Below are 15,250 nucleotides of genomic sequence, written 5' to 3'. Positions count from 1 at the left end.
CTTGCTCTTTCCTTGAGCGGACCCCGCCGGCGCCTTTGATTTGAACGAACGCGCTCTCAGGTTTGGCCGGTGTCTTTTCCTGCTTCGGCTTTCTGATCTCGCCGTTCGAGCGCCTCTGTCCCTTGGCCATGTCCGAATGTCCTTTCGATGAGCATCATGCCGTCCTCTGGCACGTCGCCGGCCGTTTCCAGCCGGTCCTCCGTCACGACCCGCTCATGCGGCTCGCTTTCGTTGCGGACGCGGTATTGCGGCGAGTTTCCCCTCGGCGGCAGGGTTCCGGTGACGCGGTAGACTTCACCCGTCTTCGGACCGACGCCGAGGCCGCCCTTCAGCCGGACCGCCTGTCCGATGTCGAAAAGGCGCGCCGGCGCGCCATGCTGGATCGGGCGTGTGTTGCGTTGCAGAAGCGTGGTCATGGTTGTCTCCGTCCCTCGACGAGCCGCAGCGCCGGAAGCGGCGCATGCATTTCATTATCGAAAATTCGGAAGGCGGATGGCGAGGCTTTATCATAACGAAAGCCACCTCGACCAAATCAACGAATTTAATATATGCGTTCCAAGGGCACCGCGGGCAAGGCCGCGGCAGCGTTTATTTTCATCGGATAAATAAAAGTCTAAACACAGATTTCAAAAACACCAAAAAATCGGCTGCTTTTTGCGAGATTTTTTTCGCGTCTCGCAATTTATCTTCGTCGATAATTTTGCGGGGCCGGTAAATAATTTCGGCGCTGCTGGCTATCGCACGGCAAGCCGTCTATAAAAGGATATGCATACTCGTTCAGCCCAAGAAAGAAGTCGCCCTTAAAACTCGGCCGCCCGACAGCCGCGCCAAGCCCGGCATCGAGGACATCCGGCGATCGCGGCAAGGCCGATACTGCGGTTTAGCGCTCCTGGCCCGATCATGTGCGGCATTGTCTGGATAACTGCGGTCCCGGCATCCATTTCACTGAAGGGAGAATACCCATGAGAACCATGAAAACACCGGATACCCCACGTGTCCTGATCGCTGCGGTGACCAAGTCATCCAAGATCATGTCGGCGCGGCTGACCATCAGAACCGACGAAGCAGCAAGGCGCAGGATCGCCGACACAGACGGAACTCTAAGGCGGGCACGTGAACTCGCGGAACGCAATCGCCTGCTTTGAATCGATTGGCGCATGAGCGCCCAGGCAGCCTCCGTTCCGCAACCGGGCGAAGCACGCCGACAGCCGAGGCAGAGACCTCGCTCCATCCCGCTCGAGAGACAGGGCGATCAATGCGTCCGGACCACAACCTGTTGTCCAGCCAAGGTGACCAGCATCTGCTCGGCGCCCTTCGAACAAGAGCGCGACAGTACAGAGGCGGATCGCTCAAATCAGGTGAGGAATTGGTTCAGTTGACCCTGCGGACTGCGATCGAAGAATATGGTTGCCGACCTCCAGACATGAGCCTCCACGATTGGCTACTAAGTATCATGCGGCGGTATTTGCACTGACCGAAGGCGCCCGCGCTGGTCTGGTCTATAATGGTCGCCGCCTCAAAGGCGAGGCATAGGCTCATTTCCCGCCGGCGATCGAGTGAGAGCTTGAACGTCCGTTCATCCCCCGGACCATTCCGTGCGCCACTTGCCGTCTATCCCCTGAACGAGGACCTCAGCTTCGAAGCCGTGCAACGCAGTTTCGTTTGCAGCCTTGATCGCGGCCATGACTGCATCTGCGTTCGACTTATAGACATATTCCTTACCGTCGTAGCCGATCTTCCAGCAATGAGCGTCCTTAAATATATAGTATCTCGCTCCTGCCATGCTGGCCGCCTCTTCAATGCCGAAGAATAAAAATTGGATGGACAACCGCGGTTGCAGCACCGTTATGGAACTGCCTTGAAATAAAGTCTCGGCCGTTAGCAAGGCTGTCCTTGCTGCGTCACGCCGGAGCACTGTGCGCCTTTCCCTCTCGATTAGCTAGTCGCATAATGCTGGACGATGGCTCCCCCTCAGTTGGTGAGCTGCAGCCTGGAAAATTTGTTGGCGATCGTCTGGAATACGTTGGGGAGCTTGGCCGGATCCTCGACGTAGTAATAGTCGCTCGGGTCCGAAGCGCAGGCGCTGTAGAGTGAGCGGTTGGCCGCAGTGTCTGCCTGCAGCACCATAGTGTAGATCTGGACGCCCTGGTTCTTCAGCTGGGTGCAGACATCCTTCGTCCGTCGAGATTGTGCGCCGCCGTTTTCCGAAGCTGCGACACATTGGAGTCTCGCCCGGCACCCTGCCGGCCTTGTCTTCCTGGCAAATTGCTATATAGACGCGCTCAATCTGCCGGTCCTTGCTGGGGGCTGAACGGAGGGCCGTGGTCATCAAAGACCCCGACACGAAGCCAGAAGCGCTTCCTGCCTCCCGTGTCTCCGCTCTCGACCGTCTCGTGATGCTCCTTTCTTCCCCACGCCTTGGCGACCGGGTCAGACAAGTTGCAGAGGCTTAGCCGCGAGGGCCGGTGTGAGAGAAACGAAGAAAGGCAGAAAAACATAATGGCTCTTTACGAACATGTGTTTCTTGCCCGGCAGGACCTGTCGCAGCAGCAGGTTGACGCGCTTGTCGAACAGTACAAGGGCGTCATCACCGCGAATGGCGGCTCGGTCGGCCGGATCGAGAACTGGGGACTGAAGTCCCTCACCTACCGGGTCAAGAAGAACCGGAAGGCTTACTACACGCTGATGGACATCACCTGCCCGCCGGCCGCGCTCAACGAAATGGAGCGCCAGATGGGCCTGTCGGAAGACGTCCTTCGCTTTTTGACCATCAAGGTCGAGGCGCATGAGGAAGGCGCTTCGGCGATGATGCAGAAGCGCGAAGAGCGCTCCGAGCGCGGCGGCTTCGGCGACCGCGATCGTGGCGATCGCGGCCCGCGTTCCTTCGGCGATCGCGACCGCGGTGACCGCGGCCCGCGTTCGTTCGGCGACCGTGACGGCGGCGACCGTGGCCCGCGCCGTCCGCGCGAAGGCGTTGAAGGAGGTGCAGAATAATGGTCGACATCAACCAGATCCCGACCCGGCGTCCGTTCCATCGCCGCCGCAAGACCTGCCCGTTCTCCGGCGCCAATGCTCCGAAGATCGACTACAAGGACGTGCGTCTCCTGCAGCGCTACATCTCCGAGCGCGGCAAGATCGTGCCCTCGCGCATCACCGCCGTCAGCCAGAAGAAGCAGCGCGAGCTCGCCAAGGCGATCAAGCGCGCCCGCTTCCTCGGCCTGCTGCCCTACGTGGTTCGCTGATTTCTCGAGCGGGCGGCTCCCCGCCCGCTCTTTTCACCGGCGCGACGGGCGCGTCGGGTTGAGCATCAAATCCCGAGTTGGGGCCAGTCGGCCTCTAACTGCCCAGACAGGCAGGACAGCGACAAGAGCGGCGACGCCGCACCAAGCTTCCTGACCTGTTCCAATTCAATCAATGTCGATCGAAGGATCGGCGGCACTGACAAAGGAACGAAACCATGGAAGTCATTCTCCTCGAGCGCATTTCCCGCCTCGGTCAGATGGGCGAGACCGTAAAGGTCAAGGACGGGTTCGCCCGCAATTTCCTGCTCCCCCAGGGCAAGGCGCTGCGCGCCAACGAAGCCAACAAGAAGAAGTTCGAAGGCCAGCGGGCCCAGCTCGAAGCCCGCAACCTCGAGCGCAAGTCGGAAGCCGCAAAGATCGCCGAGACGCTCGACGGCAAGAGCTTCATCGTCGTGCGTTCGGCCGGCGAGACCGGCCAACTTTATGGCTCGGTGTCGACCCGCGACATCGCCGATCTGCTCACCGCCGAAGGCTTCACCGTCAACCGCAACCAGATCGAGCTCAACCAGCCGATCAAGACCATCGGCCTCTCCAATGTGGCGATCGCGCTGCATCCGGAAGTCGAGGTCACCGTGACGCTCAACGTCGCCCGTTCGGCCGACGAGGCGGAGCGCCAGGCCAAGGGCGAGACGCTGACCACCGCCGAAGCCATTTATGGCGAGGATATCAACGACAACGCCCGGCCGGAGAATTTCTTCGACCCGAACGCCGAGTTCGAAGGCGGCGAAGAGAACACCTGATCTCTGGGGCCTGATCTCTTAGCCTGATCTCTTAGCCTGATCTCCAGGCCTGATCTCCGGGCCTGATCGGCACAGTTTCCGAGGCATCGCTTCGGCTCGCACATGTCCAGGATTTCTGGACCAACGCCCGGGTCTCCGACCCGGGCTTTTTTGTGCCAAAAGGAACTTTTCGCCACCCTATATCTTGTGCACATTACAGCGTGGCGCGTCGATTGGACGCGGGCGATGCGCCGTGCGGTTCGATTTGGCATCCAGTCCGGTCACCGGGTGGTCCGACTGAGGGGACATTTGGTCATGAATATCCTGTTGAAACACGTTCTCGAGCGCCTGGTGCGCGCCGGCGACCTCAAGGTGACCGGACCGAAAGGCACGACGCACAAGTTCGGCGACGGCAGCGGCGAGCCGGTGCATATCCATATCAAGACCACGCATGCCGAGCGCGCCATCACCTTCGACCCGATGCTGGCGGTGCCCGAAGCCTATATGGACGGCGAGCTGGACGTGCTCGAGGGCGGCGTTCTCGGGCTGATGCGCATCGCGTTCCAGAACATGGGATCGAGCGGCATCGACGTCACCTGGTCGAAGGCGATCGAGGGCCTGCGCCACGCCTTCCGCCGGCTGCAGCAGATCAACACCGCGTCGCGCTCGCGCCGCAATGTCGAGCGCCACTACGACCTGTCCGGCGAGCTCTACAAGCTCTTCCTCGACGAGGACATGCAGTATTCCTGCGCCTATTTCGAACAGCCGGACATGACGCTGGACGAAGCGCAACTGGCCAAGAAGCGCCACATCGCCGCCAAGCTCAGGCTTAAGGCCGGCCAGACGGTGCTCGACATCGGCTCCGGCTGGGGCGGCCTCGGCCTCTATCTCGCCAAAGCCTTCGACGTCGACGTGCAGGGCGTGACGCTGTCGACCGAGCAGCAGGGCGTCTCCACCGACCGCGCGCATGCGCAAGGCTTGCAGGACCGCGTGCATTTCGATCTCAAGGACTATCGCCACATCAACGAGCGCTTCGACCGCATCGTCTCGGTCGGCATGTTCGAGCATGTCGGGGTCAACCACTACCGCACCTTCTTCGACAAGGCTGCGACGCTTCTGAAGCCCGACGGCGTGATGCTGCTCCACACCATCGGCCGCTCCGGCGTGCCGTGGGCGACCAGCGCCTTCATCCGCAAGTACATCTTCCCGGGCGGCTACGTCCCGGCAATGTCGGAGGTGCTGCCGGCGATCGAGAAGTCCGGCCTGGTCGTCACCGACATCGAGATCCTGCGTCTGCACTACGCCGAGACGCTCAAGCATTGGGGGGCCCGTTTCGCCGCCAATCGCGACAAGGCGAAGGCGATCTATGACGAGCGCTTCTGCCGAATGTGGGAGTTCTATCTTGCCGCCTCCGAGGCCGCCTTCCGCTGGCAGGACCTGGTGATCTTCCAGTTCCAGATCGCCAAGAAGAACGACACGCTGCCGATGACGCGCGACTATATGGCCAAATGCGAGAAGGCGCTGGAGCTGCGCGATATCGGGCACAAGGAGCCGGCGGCGCCTGCGCCCGCCAAGCCGACACGCCGCAAGAAGGTGGAATAGGCGATTTAGACCTAAGCCTTGGCAAAGGTCGTCTGTCGGCGGCAGAGCCGGTTTTTGAGCGCTAGCGCCGCCCTTCGGGAATTTCCTTCAGCCCCCGCCAGCCGATGATGACTTGCTATCGGCGTGGCAGCCTGTGACAAGTTCGACCTTGTCATGACCTACCTCATCTACACCGCAGCCGCCCTTGCCGAGATCGCCGGCTGTTTCTCGTTCTGGGCGTGGTGGCGGCTGGAAAAGTCGCCGCTCTGGCTTCTTCCCGGACTCGCCTCGCTGGCGCTCTTCGCCTTGCTGCTGTCGCTGGTCGAGACGGACGCGGCGGGCCGGGCTTACGCTGCCTATGGCGGCATCTACATCGTGGCCTCGCTCGGCTGGCTGTGGCTGGTCGAGGGCGCGCGCCCCGACCGTTGGGACCTGGCGGGCGCGGCGCTCTGCATCGTCGGCGCCTCCGTCATCCTGCTTGCACCAAGGGGAGCCTGAGGTGGAATTGCCCGCCCTGCTCCGACAAGGCATCGACAGCCTCCTGGAGAAGGTGCCATTGCCGGCGCTGAAACAAGCGGCGCGGACGCTCTCGGAACGCTACCGCGCCGAGCTGCGCGACGGCCGCTTGCATATGGGCGAGGAGATGGCCGTCAAGGCCTATCTGGCGACGCGGCTGCCCGCCACCTATGCCGCTGTACGCGCTGGCCTCGATGCGCTGGCCCATGCGCTACCGGATTTCCACCCGAAGACCTTGCTCGACGTCGGCGCCGGGCCTGGCACCATGCTGTGGGCCACCTCAGATGCCTGGCCGGAGTTGGAACGGGCGGTTCTGGTCGAAGCAAGCGCGGCGGTACGCAAGGTCGGGCAATCGCTTGCGGCCGGCACGATCGCCGCCCGCGCCGAATGGGTCGCCGGCGACGCCACCATCGATCTCGACGACATCAAGCCCGCCGACCTCGTCAGCATCGCCTATGTGCTCGATGAGGTCGCGCCGGCTTCGCTGCCGAAGCTCGTCGGTCGCCTCTGGCAGCTCACCGCCGACACGCTGCTTATCGTCGAGCCCGGCACGCCCGCCGGCTGGCAGCGCATCCTTGCCGCCCGGCAACAATTGATCGAAGCCGGCGCGCATATCCTGGCGCCTTGCCCGCACGCGGCGCCCTGCCCGCTCAAGCCGCCAGACTGGTGCCATTTTTCGCGCCGCGTCGCCCGCTCACGCTTGCATCGCCTGGTCAAGGAAGCCGACGTGCCATGGGAGGACGAGAAATTCATTCACCTTGCCGCCTCCCGGCAGCCAGCGCCGGCGCTCCCGGCACGGGTGCTTGCGCCGCCGAAAGGCGGCTCCGGCAAGGTGGTGCTGAAACTCTGCCAGCCGGACGGAAGCGCCGGCGAGCGACTGTTCAGCAAGCGCGACGGGGACGTTTTCAGGGCCGCGCGGCGGGCGGACTGGGGCGATACGCTGGGATAGGAATTTTCTTGTTTTGTTCTCGTTCGAAGCGCTATCTTCAGCCTCTTCGATTCGAGTCAATGACAATTCTTTCCACGTGAAAATTTTGCTGTGAATCGCGAGTATCAAAGTCAGTCGGAATCTTACTGTTGCAGAAAGGTCAGCACCCTTTCTTTCCGTTCTGATATCGAGGAGGCGGGATCGAAATCGGGGAAATCATGGCAGAGGCGGCACTGAAATTCGGCGCGGCGGAAACGCCGCTTTATCGCGAGGCACCGAACAACATCGAGGCCGAGCAGGCGCTGCTTGGCGCCATCCTCGTCAACAACGACGCCTTCTACCGCGTTTCCGATTTCCTCAAGCCAGGACATTTCTACGAGCCGCTGCACCGCCGGATCTTCGAGGTCGCGGCCGAACTCATCCGCATGGGCAAGATCGCGACGCCGATTACGCTCAAGACCTTCCTGCCGGCCGACGAGAAGGTCGGCGACATGACGGTGGCACAGTATGTCGTGCGCCTCGCCGTCGAAGCGGTCACCGTCGTCAACGCCACCGACTATGGCCGGGCGATCTACGACCTCGCGACGCGCCGGGCGCTGATCACCGTCGGCGAGGACATGGTCAACATCGCCTATGACGCGCCGGTCGACATGTCGCCCTCCGACCAGATCGAGGATGCCGAACGGCGGCTGTTCGAGCTTGCTGAAACCGGCCGCTACGATGGCGGCTTCGAAAGCTTCAACGATGCGGTGAAAACCGCTGTCGACATGGCCAACGCCGCCTATATGCGTGACGGCCACCTGTCAGGCATCGCCACCGGGCTGCGCGACCTCGATCGCCGCATGGGCGGCCTGCAGCCCTCCGACCTGATCGTGCTTGCGGGGCGCCCAGGCATGGGCAAGACCTCCTTGGCCACCAACATCGCCTTCAACATCGCCGAGGCTTACGTTCCGGCGCAGCAGGCCGATGGCAGCTTCAAGGCCGCCAATGGCGGCGTCGTTGGCTTCTTCTCGCTCGAAATGTCGTCGGAGCAGCTGGCCACCCGCATCATCTCCGAGCAGACAGAGATCTCGTCCTCGAAGATCCGCCGCGGCGAAATCACCGAGATGGATTTCGAAAAACTGGTCGCCTGCTCGCAGACGATGCAGAAGATCCCGCTGTTCATCGACCAGACCGGCGGTATCTCGATCGCGCAGCTTTCCGCTCGCGCGCGGCGCCTGAAGCGCCAGCGCGGCCTCGATCTCATCGTCATCGACTATATCCAGCTGATGCAGGGATCCTCCGCGCGCGCCTCGCAGAACCGCGTGCAGGAAATCACCGAAATCACCACGGGCCTGAAGGCTTTGGCCAAGGAGCTCGGTGTGCCGATCATCGCGCTGTCGCAGCTGTCGCGTCAGGTCGAAAGCCGCGACGACAAGCGCCCGCAGCTCTCGGACCTGCGCGAATCCGGCTCCATCGAGCAGGACGCCGACGTGGTGCTGTTCGTCTATCGCGAGGAGTATTACCTCAAGAACCGCGAGCCGAAGCTCGGCACCGAGGAATACGTCAAGTGGGAAAACGAGATGAACGAGGCGCGCGGCAAGGCCGAGGTGATCGTCGCCAAGCAGCGCCACGGACCAACTGGCTCCGTCAGCCTGGCCTTCCATGGTGAATTCACGCGGTTTTCGGATTTGGCCGAGGAGCATCATTTGCCTGAGAGGTTTGAGTAGCTCTTGGCAAAGGCCTCATTCCTTCACCCCCCTCTCTGTCCTGCCGGACATCTCCCCCTCAAGGGGGGAGATTGGATGTCGCGTCGGCTTTCGCCAATCACCGACGCGGCAAGATGGGCGCCGTCGGCAAAACTGCTGATCTCCCCCCTAGAGGGGGAGATGTCCGGCAGGACAGAGGGGGGCGCTGTCCCGCCGGCCTATCCAATGTCGGGCCGCGCCTAATGGCCAAATCGCGCGTTCAGTTCATCTGCCAGAATTGCGGCTCGGTGCATCAGCGCTGGGCCGGCAAATGCGATGCCTGTGGCGAGTGGAATACGCTTGTCGAGGAAGGCACGTCCGGCGGCATTGGCTCGGGGCCGGCGAACATGCGCAACGCCCGCAAGGGCCGCGCCGTGGTGCTGACCAGTCTCGCCGGCGACATCGAGGATGCGCCGCGGATCGTATCGGGCATCGGCGAACTCGACCGCGCCACCGGCGGTGGCTTCGTGCGCGGCTCCGCACTTCTTGTCGGCGGCGATCCCGGCATCGGCAAGTCGACGCTTTTGACGCAAGCCGCCGCGGCGCTCGCCTCGAAAGGCCACCGCATCGTCTATGTCTCGGGCGAGGAAGCCGTCGCGCAGATCAGGCTCAGGGCGCAGCGCCTCGGCGTCGCCTCAACGCCGGTGGAACTCGCCGCCGAGACCAATGTCGAGGACATTCTTGCCACCATCGCGGACGGCAGGCGGCCGGACCTCGTCATCCTCGATTCCATCCAGACGCTGTGGACGGACCTTGCCGATTCGGCGCCTGGCACCGTCACCCAGGTGCGCGCCGCCGCCCAGGCGATGATCCGCTACGCGAAATCCACAGGCGCTGCGATCGTGCTCGTCGGCCATGTCACCAAGGAGGGCCAGATTGCAGGCCCTCGCGTCGTCGAGCACATGGTCGACGGCGTGCTCTATTTCGAGGGCGAGGGCAACCACCACTTCCGCATCCTGCGCACCGTGAAGAACCGTTTCGGGCCGACCGACGAGATCGGCGTCTTCGAAATGTCGGACAAAGGCCTGCGCGAGGTCTCAAATCCATCGGAGCTTTTCCTCGGCGAACGTCACGCGAAATCGCCGGGCGCCGCGGTTTTCGCTGGCATGGAAGGCACCAGGCCGGTGCTGGTCGAGATCCAGGCGCTGGTCGCGCCCTCCTCGCTCGGCACGCCGCGCCGCGCCGTGGTCGGCTGGGACGGGGCGCGGCTGTCGATGGTGCTCGCCGTGCTGGAGGCGCATTGCGGCGTGCGCTTCGGCCAGCACGACGTCTATCTCAACGTCGCCGGCGGCTACCGGATCTCGGAGCCGGCCGCCGATCTCGCGGTCGCCGCCGCACTGGTTTCCTCGCTCACCGGTCTTGCCCTTCCCGCCGATTGCGTCTATTTCGGCGAAATCAGCCTATCGGGCGCCGTGAGGCCGGTTGCGCATGCGCAGCAGCGTCTCAAAGAAGCCGAAAAGCTGGGTTTTGGAAGCGCGGTGCTGCCGCTCGGCAGCGAGGAAGTTGCCGGGGGGATCGGGGCCGGCGCGTTCCAGCCCACCGAGCTGGCCGACCTTGTGGCGCGCATAGCCGGCTCACGGCGCGGCCGTGCCGACGACGGGGAGTGATGCGGCTCATCACGCCGCAAGACAGGAAGTGGGGCGACAACCATGCCGATTACGCTGCTTGACGGAATCCTCGTCGGCTTCACTCTGGTCTCAGCAATGCTCGCCATGGTGCGCGGCTTCTCCCGCGAAGTGCTGTCTGTGGTTTCCTGGGTAGCGGCCGCGGCGGCGGCGTTCTTCTTCTACAAGCCGGTCCTGCCCTATGTTCAGCCCTATGTCGACAACGACAAGATCGCGATGGCGGCCTCTGCCGGCATCGTCTTCCTCATCGCGCTGATCGTCGTCTCCGTCATCACCATGAAGCTCGCCGACTGGATCATCGATTCACGCATCGGCGCGCTCGACCGGACGCTCGGCTTCCTCTATGGCGCGGCGCGCGGCATCCTGGTGGTCGCGGTGGCGCTGCTGTTCTTCAACTGGCTGGCGGGCGCCAAGGCGCCCGCCTGGGTCGCCAACGCCAAGTCGCGGCCGTTGCTCGAGACGATCGGCGCCAAGCTCGAAAGCGTGCTGCCCGAGAACACCGAGGAACTGGTCAACAAATACACGCATAAGGGCACGCCGCAGGCCGGCGCGCCGGCGACGACCGATCAGCCGGCGGCTGAGCCGCCGGCCACCGGCGACGACAACGCGCCGGCACCCGACGACAGCGAGGGCGAGGCACCGGCCGACAACGAGCCGGCTCCAGCGCCTGCCCCGGCTCCCGCTCCAGCGCCGGCAAACTGAAGTCCAGGCCAGCCATGGCGCTGGCCTGAGGCGTTTTGTGAATGCCTAACGACGCGCGTTGCGTTCGGCGAGCGATCGCCTTATATGGCGGCTTTAGCGGAGCTTGAGCACCAAATGGCAGACTCAACGGCAGACAGAGGCAAAGTCCTTTCCGCCGAGGCCGACGATCATTTCCACGACGAATGCGGCGTATTCGGCATCTTCGGCCGGCAGGATGCGGCGGCCATCGTCACGCTCGGGCTTCATGCCCTGCAGCATCGCGGCCAGGAAGCGGCCGGCATCGTCTCCTATGACGGCACCCAGTTTCATGTCGAACGCCATGTCGGCCTGATCGGCGATACCTTCACCAAGCAGCGCGTCATCGACAGCCTGCAAGGCAACCGCGCCATCGGACATACGCGATACGCCACCACCGGCGGCGCCGGCATTCGCAACATCCAGCCCTTCTTCGCCGAGCTTGCGGAGGGCGGCCTGGCGGTCGCCCATAACGGCAACCTCACCAACGCGCTCACCGTGCAGCGCGTGCTGCAGAAGCAGGGCTCGATCTTTTCCTCGACCTCCGACACCGAGACGCTGCTGCACCTGATCGCGACCAGCAAGGAGCGCGATTTGAATTCGCGTTTCATCGACGCGATACGCCAGGTCGAGGGCGCCTTCTCGCTGGTGGCGATGACGGCCAAGAAGATGATCGGCTGCCGCGATCCGCTCGGTATCCGCCCGCTGGTGCTGGGCGATCTCGACGGCGCCTGGATTCTCGCTTCCGAAACCTGCGCGCTCGACATCATCGGCGCCCGCTTCGTGCGCGACATCAAGCCCGGCGAGATGGTGGTGATCACCTCGAAGGGGATCGAGAGCATCTTCCCGTTCGAGCCGCAGAAGACGCGCTTCTGCATTTTCGAATATGTCTATTTTGCGCGGCCGGATTCCTCGGTCGAGGGCCGCAATGTCTACGAGGTGCGCAAGCGCATCGGCGCCGAACTCGCGCAGGAAAGCCCGGTCGACGCCGACATCGTGGTGCCGGTTCCGGATTCCGGCACGCCGGCTGCGATCGGTTTTTCCCAGGCCGCCGGCATTCCCTTCGAGCTCGGCATTATCCGCAACCACTATGTCGGGCGCACCTTCATCCAGCCGGGCGATTCGATCCGCCATATGGGCGTTAAGCTGAAGCACAATGCCAACCGCCGCATGATCGAGGGCAAGCGCGTGGTGCTGGTCGACGATTCGATCGTGCGCGGCACCACCAGCCAGAAGATCGTGCAGATGGTGCGGGACGCAGGCGCGAAGGAAGTGCATATGCGCATCGCCTCGCCGCCGACCAGCGCATCCTGCTTCTACGGCGTCGACACGCCGGAGAAGTCGAAGCTCCTGGCATCGCGCATGTCGGTCGAGGAGATGGCGGAATTCATCCGCGTCGATTCGCTCGGTTTTCTCTCCATCGACGGGCTCTACCGTGCCGTCGGTGAAGCGCGCCGCGACAACGACCAGCCGCAATTCTGCGACGCCTGCTTCACCGGCCAATACCCCACCCGTCTGCTCGACTTCGAAGGCCACGACAATGTGCGCACGCTGTCGCTGCTGGCGAGTGGCGGGTCGTAATCGCAGTTTACGGAAATTCCTGAATGACTCTCGACCTTTCCGGCCGCGTGGCGGTCGTAACCGGCGCTTCGCGCGGCATCGGCTATTTCATCGCTAGGGAGCTGGCGGCGGCCGGCGCGCATGTGATCGCGGTGGCGCGCACAGTGGGCGGGCTGGAAGAGCTCGATGACCAGATCAAGGCCGACGGTCGCGGACAGGCGACGCTTGTGCCGCTCGATCTTGCCGACATGGCCGGCATCGACCGGCTGGGCGCAGCGATCCACGAGCGCTGGGGCAAGCTCGACATCCTGGTCGCCAATGCCGGCGTGCTCGGCGTCATCTCGCCGATCGGCCATGTCGAGGCCAAGACCTTCGAGAAGGTGATGACCATCAACGTGACTTCGACCTGGCGGCTGATCCGCTCGGTCGACCCGCTGCTCAGGCTCTCCGACGCGGGCCGCGCCATCATTCTCTCCTCCAACGCGGCGCATTCGGCGCGCGCCTTCTGGGGGCCTTATGCGGCTTCCAAGGCCGCCGTCGAAACGATGATGCGGTCCTGGGCGCATGAGACCGAGAGCCTGCCGCTGAGGGTGAACGCCGCCGATCCGGGCGCGGCCCGCACGGCCATGCGCGCCCAGGCCATGCCCGGCGAGGATCCGGAGACGCTGCCGCATCCGTCCGAGATCGCCAGGCGCATCGTGCCCCTGGCAAGCCCGGAGCTGAAGGAGACGGGCCTGATCTTCCAGGCCAAGCACAACCGCTTCGTCGCCTACCGGCAGCCGGAATAGAAGAAGCTCAGACGGGATTAAGCCGGGCTCCGGCAACGTTCTTCGAATGCAAGGCATTCGAAACCGGAGGACTGATATGCGTAGACTTCTTCTCGTTGCCGCCACCACCACCGTCGCGGCACTTGCCGCATCGGCTGGCGTAGCCCTCTCGCAAGACAAGACGATGAGCTTCTTCGTTACCAGCGTCGGCTCCGGCAAGGGCGCCGATCTCGGCGGCTTGAAAGGCGCCGATGCCCACTGCGCGTCGCTCGCGGAAGCGGCCGGCGTCACCGGCAAGACCTGGCATGCCTATCTTTCCTCCAGCACGGAAGATGCGCGCGACCGCATCGGCAAGGGTCCGTGGTTCAATGCCAAGGGCGAGAAGATCGCCGACGATGTCGCCTCGCTGCACAGCGACGCCAACGGCATCACCAAGCAAACGGCGCTGACCGAAAAGGGCGAAATCATCAACGGCCGCGGCGACACACCGAACCGGCACGACATGCTAACCGGCTCCAAGCCCGACGGCACGAAGATCGCCGACCAGACCTGCGGCGACTGGACGATGAGCGGCGCCGAGGGTGCCGCGATGATGGGCCATCACGACCGCACCGGGCTTGACGATTCGGCGGCGGCGAAGTCTTGGAATTCCTCGCACGCCTCGCGTGGCGGCTGCAGCCAGGAAGCGCTCCAGGGCACCGGCGGCGACGGTCTGTTCTACTGCTTCGCGGTCGAGTGAGCCGCGTCGCGACCACTCCATTCACGGGTCTGTGACCGGGGCGGTGGAAGCGTGTGCCGCCGCCCCGCTTCCGCCGCTCCGAAGGAGTTGCTAGGATCGGTCCGACTCCGACATCTAAGCAAAGCGAGGAATTCCCATGGCTGCTACTCCCAGCGTAGCGTTGGTCTGGTACCTGGTGATCGCCGGCCCGCAAGGCGGCATGGTGGTGCTGCCCAGCACCTTCGACACCCGCGAACAATGCACCAACGCCATTACCGAATATCAGAAGCAGCCGACGCCGCAGGGCTGGGCCGTGCAATGCGTACCGAGCGCCTCGCCGTTCACCGACGAAGGGGATGCGGAAACGCCCTCGGCGCAGTAGGGCCGACTTATCTTTCCCCCTCGAGGGGGAAGATGGCCGCGAAGCGGTCAGAGGGGGGCTCCTCGCGTGGAGCGCCGACCTCTTTCTGAGACGAACAACGCCGGCACTCTATGTGAGACGACCCCCTTGTGTCGCCTTTGGCGACATCTCCCCCTCATGAGGGGAGATCAGCTTGCGCTCACGCTCAACGCCGGCTTGTTGTTGATCGTCTGGAACACCACGCAGTAGCGCTCGGTGAGCTTCACGAGCGCATCGATGCGCTCCTGCGGTTCATCGGTGTCGAGGTCGAATTTCAGCCTTATTTCGCGGAAGCCGACCGGCGCGTCCCGGGCGACGCCGAGCGTGCCGCGAAAATCGAGGTCGCCCTCGGCCTCGACGGTAGCGTTGCCGAGCTTGAACTCCAAGGCGGTCGCTACCGCTTTCAGCGTCACGCCGGCGCAAGCGACCAGCGCTTCCAGCAGCATGTCGCCCGAGCAGAGCTCGAGGCCCGAGCCGCCGGTGGCCGGATGAAGCCCGGCAACCGCAAGCGCCCTGCCCGTCTCCACCTTGCAGGCGATCGACTGGTCGTCGAGCGTGCCGCGGGCTCTCAGCGTGATCAGCGCCTTGGCGGCGTCCTCGCGATAGGCATCCTTCAGCGGAGCCTGCATGGTTTTGAGGGCGGTGGAGTCCATTGTGTGGGGGTCCTTTTCATACTGTCTTTGCCGGTTG

The 15,250-nt window shown here is 63.7% G+C and carries 18 protein-coding genes; 14 read left to right on the top strand and 4 right to left on the bottom strand.

Features of this window, described 5'->3' with window-relative positions; all coding sequences use genetic code 11:
* Positions 1-56: 56 nt before the first annotated feature.
* On the bottom strand, positions 57-416 hold the full coding sequence (locus tag LB553_RS09475) for a hypothetical protein (RefSeq protein WP_224512573.1): 360 nt from the start codon (positions 414-416) through the stop codon (positions 57-59).
* Positions 417-962: 546 nt separating this feature from the next.
* Between LB553_RS09475 and LB553_RS09470 the strand changes: the two genes are divergently transcribed.
* Positions 963-1,145, top strand: a complete 183-nt coding sequence (locus tag LB553_RS09470) for a hypothetical protein (RefSeq protein ID WP_224512571.1) — start codon at positions 963-965, stop codon at positions 1,143-1,145.
* A 431-nt stretch (positions 1,146-1,576) separates the two neighbouring features.
* Here LB553_RS09470 and LB553_RS09465 read toward each other — a convergent pair whose 3' ends face one another.
* On the bottom strand, positions 1,577-1,915 hold the full coding sequence (locus LB553_RS09465; RefSeq protein ID WP_224512569.1) for a DUF2188 domain-containing protein: 339 nt from the start codon (positions 1,913-1,915) through the stop codon (positions 1,577-1,579).
* A gap of 56 nt (positions 1,916-1,971) precedes the next feature.
* The gene (locus LB553_RS09460; protein ID WP_224512567.1) at positions 1,972-2,127 is read right to left on the bottom strand and encodes a hypothetical protein; all 156 of its coding nucleotides are present in this window, start codon (positions 2,125-2,127) and stop codon (positions 1,972-1,974) included.
* A gap of 372 nt (positions 2,128-2,499) precedes the next feature.
* On the opposite strand from LB553_RS09460, the gene rpsF reads away from it, so the two are divergent.
* From rpsF to LB553_RS09395, 13 genes are all read left to right on the top strand, one after another.
* Entirely contained in the window at positions 2,500-2,994 is a 495-nt protein-coding gene (rpsF, locus tag LB553_RS09455) for a 30S ribosomal protein S6 (protein ID WP_224512564.1), read from the top strand.
* Positions 2,994-3,242 (top strand): 30S ribosomal protein S18, encoded by a 249-nt coding sequence (gene rpsR / locus LB553_RS09450; protein WP_006203718.1) that lies wholly within the window; start codon positions 2,994-2,996, stop codon positions 3,240-3,242. The genes rpsF and rpsR overlap by 1 nt, the downstream gene beginning before the upstream one ends.
* A gap of 215 nt (positions 3,243-3,457) precedes the next feature.
* The gene (rplI, locus tag LB553_RS09445; RefSeq protein WP_224512562.1) at positions 3,458-4,042 is read left to right on the top strand and encodes a 50S ribosomal protein L9; all 585 of its coding nucleotides are present in this window, start codon (positions 3,458-3,460) and stop codon (positions 4,040-4,042) included.
* Positions 4,043-4,336: 294 nt separating this feature from the next.
* Entirely contained in the window at positions 4,337-5,623 is a 1,287-nt protein-coding gene (locus LB553_RS09440) for an SAM-dependent methyltransferase (protein WP_224512561.1), read from the top strand.
* Between the two features lie 153 nt (positions 5,624-5,776).
* Positions 5,777-6,100 (top strand): YnfA family protein, encoded by a 324-nt coding sequence (locus LB553_RS09435; protein ID WP_224512559.1) that lies wholly within the window; start codon positions 5,777-5,779, stop codon positions 6,098-6,100.
* A 1-nt stretch (position 6,101) separates the two neighbouring features.
* Positions 6,102-7,067 carry a small ribosomal subunit Rsm22 family protein gene (locus tag LB553_RS09430; protein WP_224512557.1) on the top strand — a complete coding sequence of 322 codons (966 nt, stop codon included), beginning with the start codon at positions 6,102-6,104 and terminating at the stop codon, positions 7,065-7,067.
* A 197-nt stretch (positions 7,068-7,264) separates the two neighbouring features.
* Complete coding sequence (locus LB553_RS09425) at positions 7,265-8,755, top strand: replicative DNA helicase (protein WP_224512555.1); 1,491 nt, start codon at positions 7,265-7,267, stop codon at positions 8,753-8,755.
* Positions 8,756-8,976: 221 nt separating this feature from the next.
* Positions 8,977-10,380, top strand: coding sequence for a DNA repair protein RadA (gene radA, locus LB553_RS09420; protein ID WP_224512553.1), 1,404 nt, complete (start codon positions 8,977-8,979; stop codon positions 10,378-10,380).
* A gap of 42 nt (positions 10,381-10,422) precedes the next feature.
* Positions 10,423-11,100: a CvpA family protein gene (locus LB553_RS09415; RefSeq protein ID WP_224512550.1), complete on the top strand. Its 678-nt coding sequence runs from the start codon at positions 10,423-10,425 to the stop codon at positions 11,098-11,100.
* Positions 11,101-11,214: 114 nt separating this feature from the next.
* Entirely contained in the window at positions 11,215-12,696 is a 1,482-nt protein-coding gene (gene purF / locus LB553_RS09410; protein ID WP_224512549.1) for an amidophosphoribosyltransferase, read from the top strand.
* A 23-nt stretch (positions 12,697-12,719) separates the two neighbouring features.
* On the top strand, positions 12,720-13,463 hold the full coding sequence (locus LB553_RS09405) for an SDR family NAD(P)-dependent oxidoreductase (RefSeq protein ID WP_224512547.1): 744 nt from the start codon (positions 12,720-12,722) through the stop codon (positions 13,461-13,463).
* A gap of 76 nt (positions 13,464-13,539) precedes the next feature.
* Positions 13,540-14,181: a hypothetical protein gene (locus tag LB553_RS09400; RefSeq protein WP_224512546.1), complete on the top strand. Its 642-nt coding sequence runs from the start codon at positions 13,540-13,542 to the stop codon at positions 14,179-14,181.
* A 136-nt stretch (positions 14,182-14,317) separates the two neighbouring features.
* Complete coding sequence (locus LB553_RS09395; RefSeq protein ID WP_041008353.1) at positions 14,318-14,542, top strand: hypothetical protein; 225 nt, start codon at positions 14,318-14,320, stop codon at positions 14,540-14,542.
* A gap of 167 nt (positions 14,543-14,709) precedes the next feature.
* Here LB553_RS09395 and LB553_RS09390 read toward each other — a convergent pair whose 3' ends face one another.
* Positions 14,710-15,213, bottom strand: a complete 504-nt coding sequence (locus tag LB553_RS09390; RefSeq protein WP_224512544.1) for an OsmC family protein — start codon at positions 15,211-15,213, stop codon at positions 14,710-14,712.
* Positions 15,214-15,250 lie beyond the last annotated feature (37 nt).

Origin of the sequence: Mesorhizobium sp. CA8, from assembly GCF_020164955.1 — a bacterium.
Taxonomy (GTDB): Bacteria; Pseudomonadota; Alphaproteobacteria; order Rhizobiales; family Rhizobiaceae; genus Mesorhizobium.
Note: the sequence above shows the minus strand (reverse complement) of the source record. Positions and strands in the feature narration are given on the sequence as shown.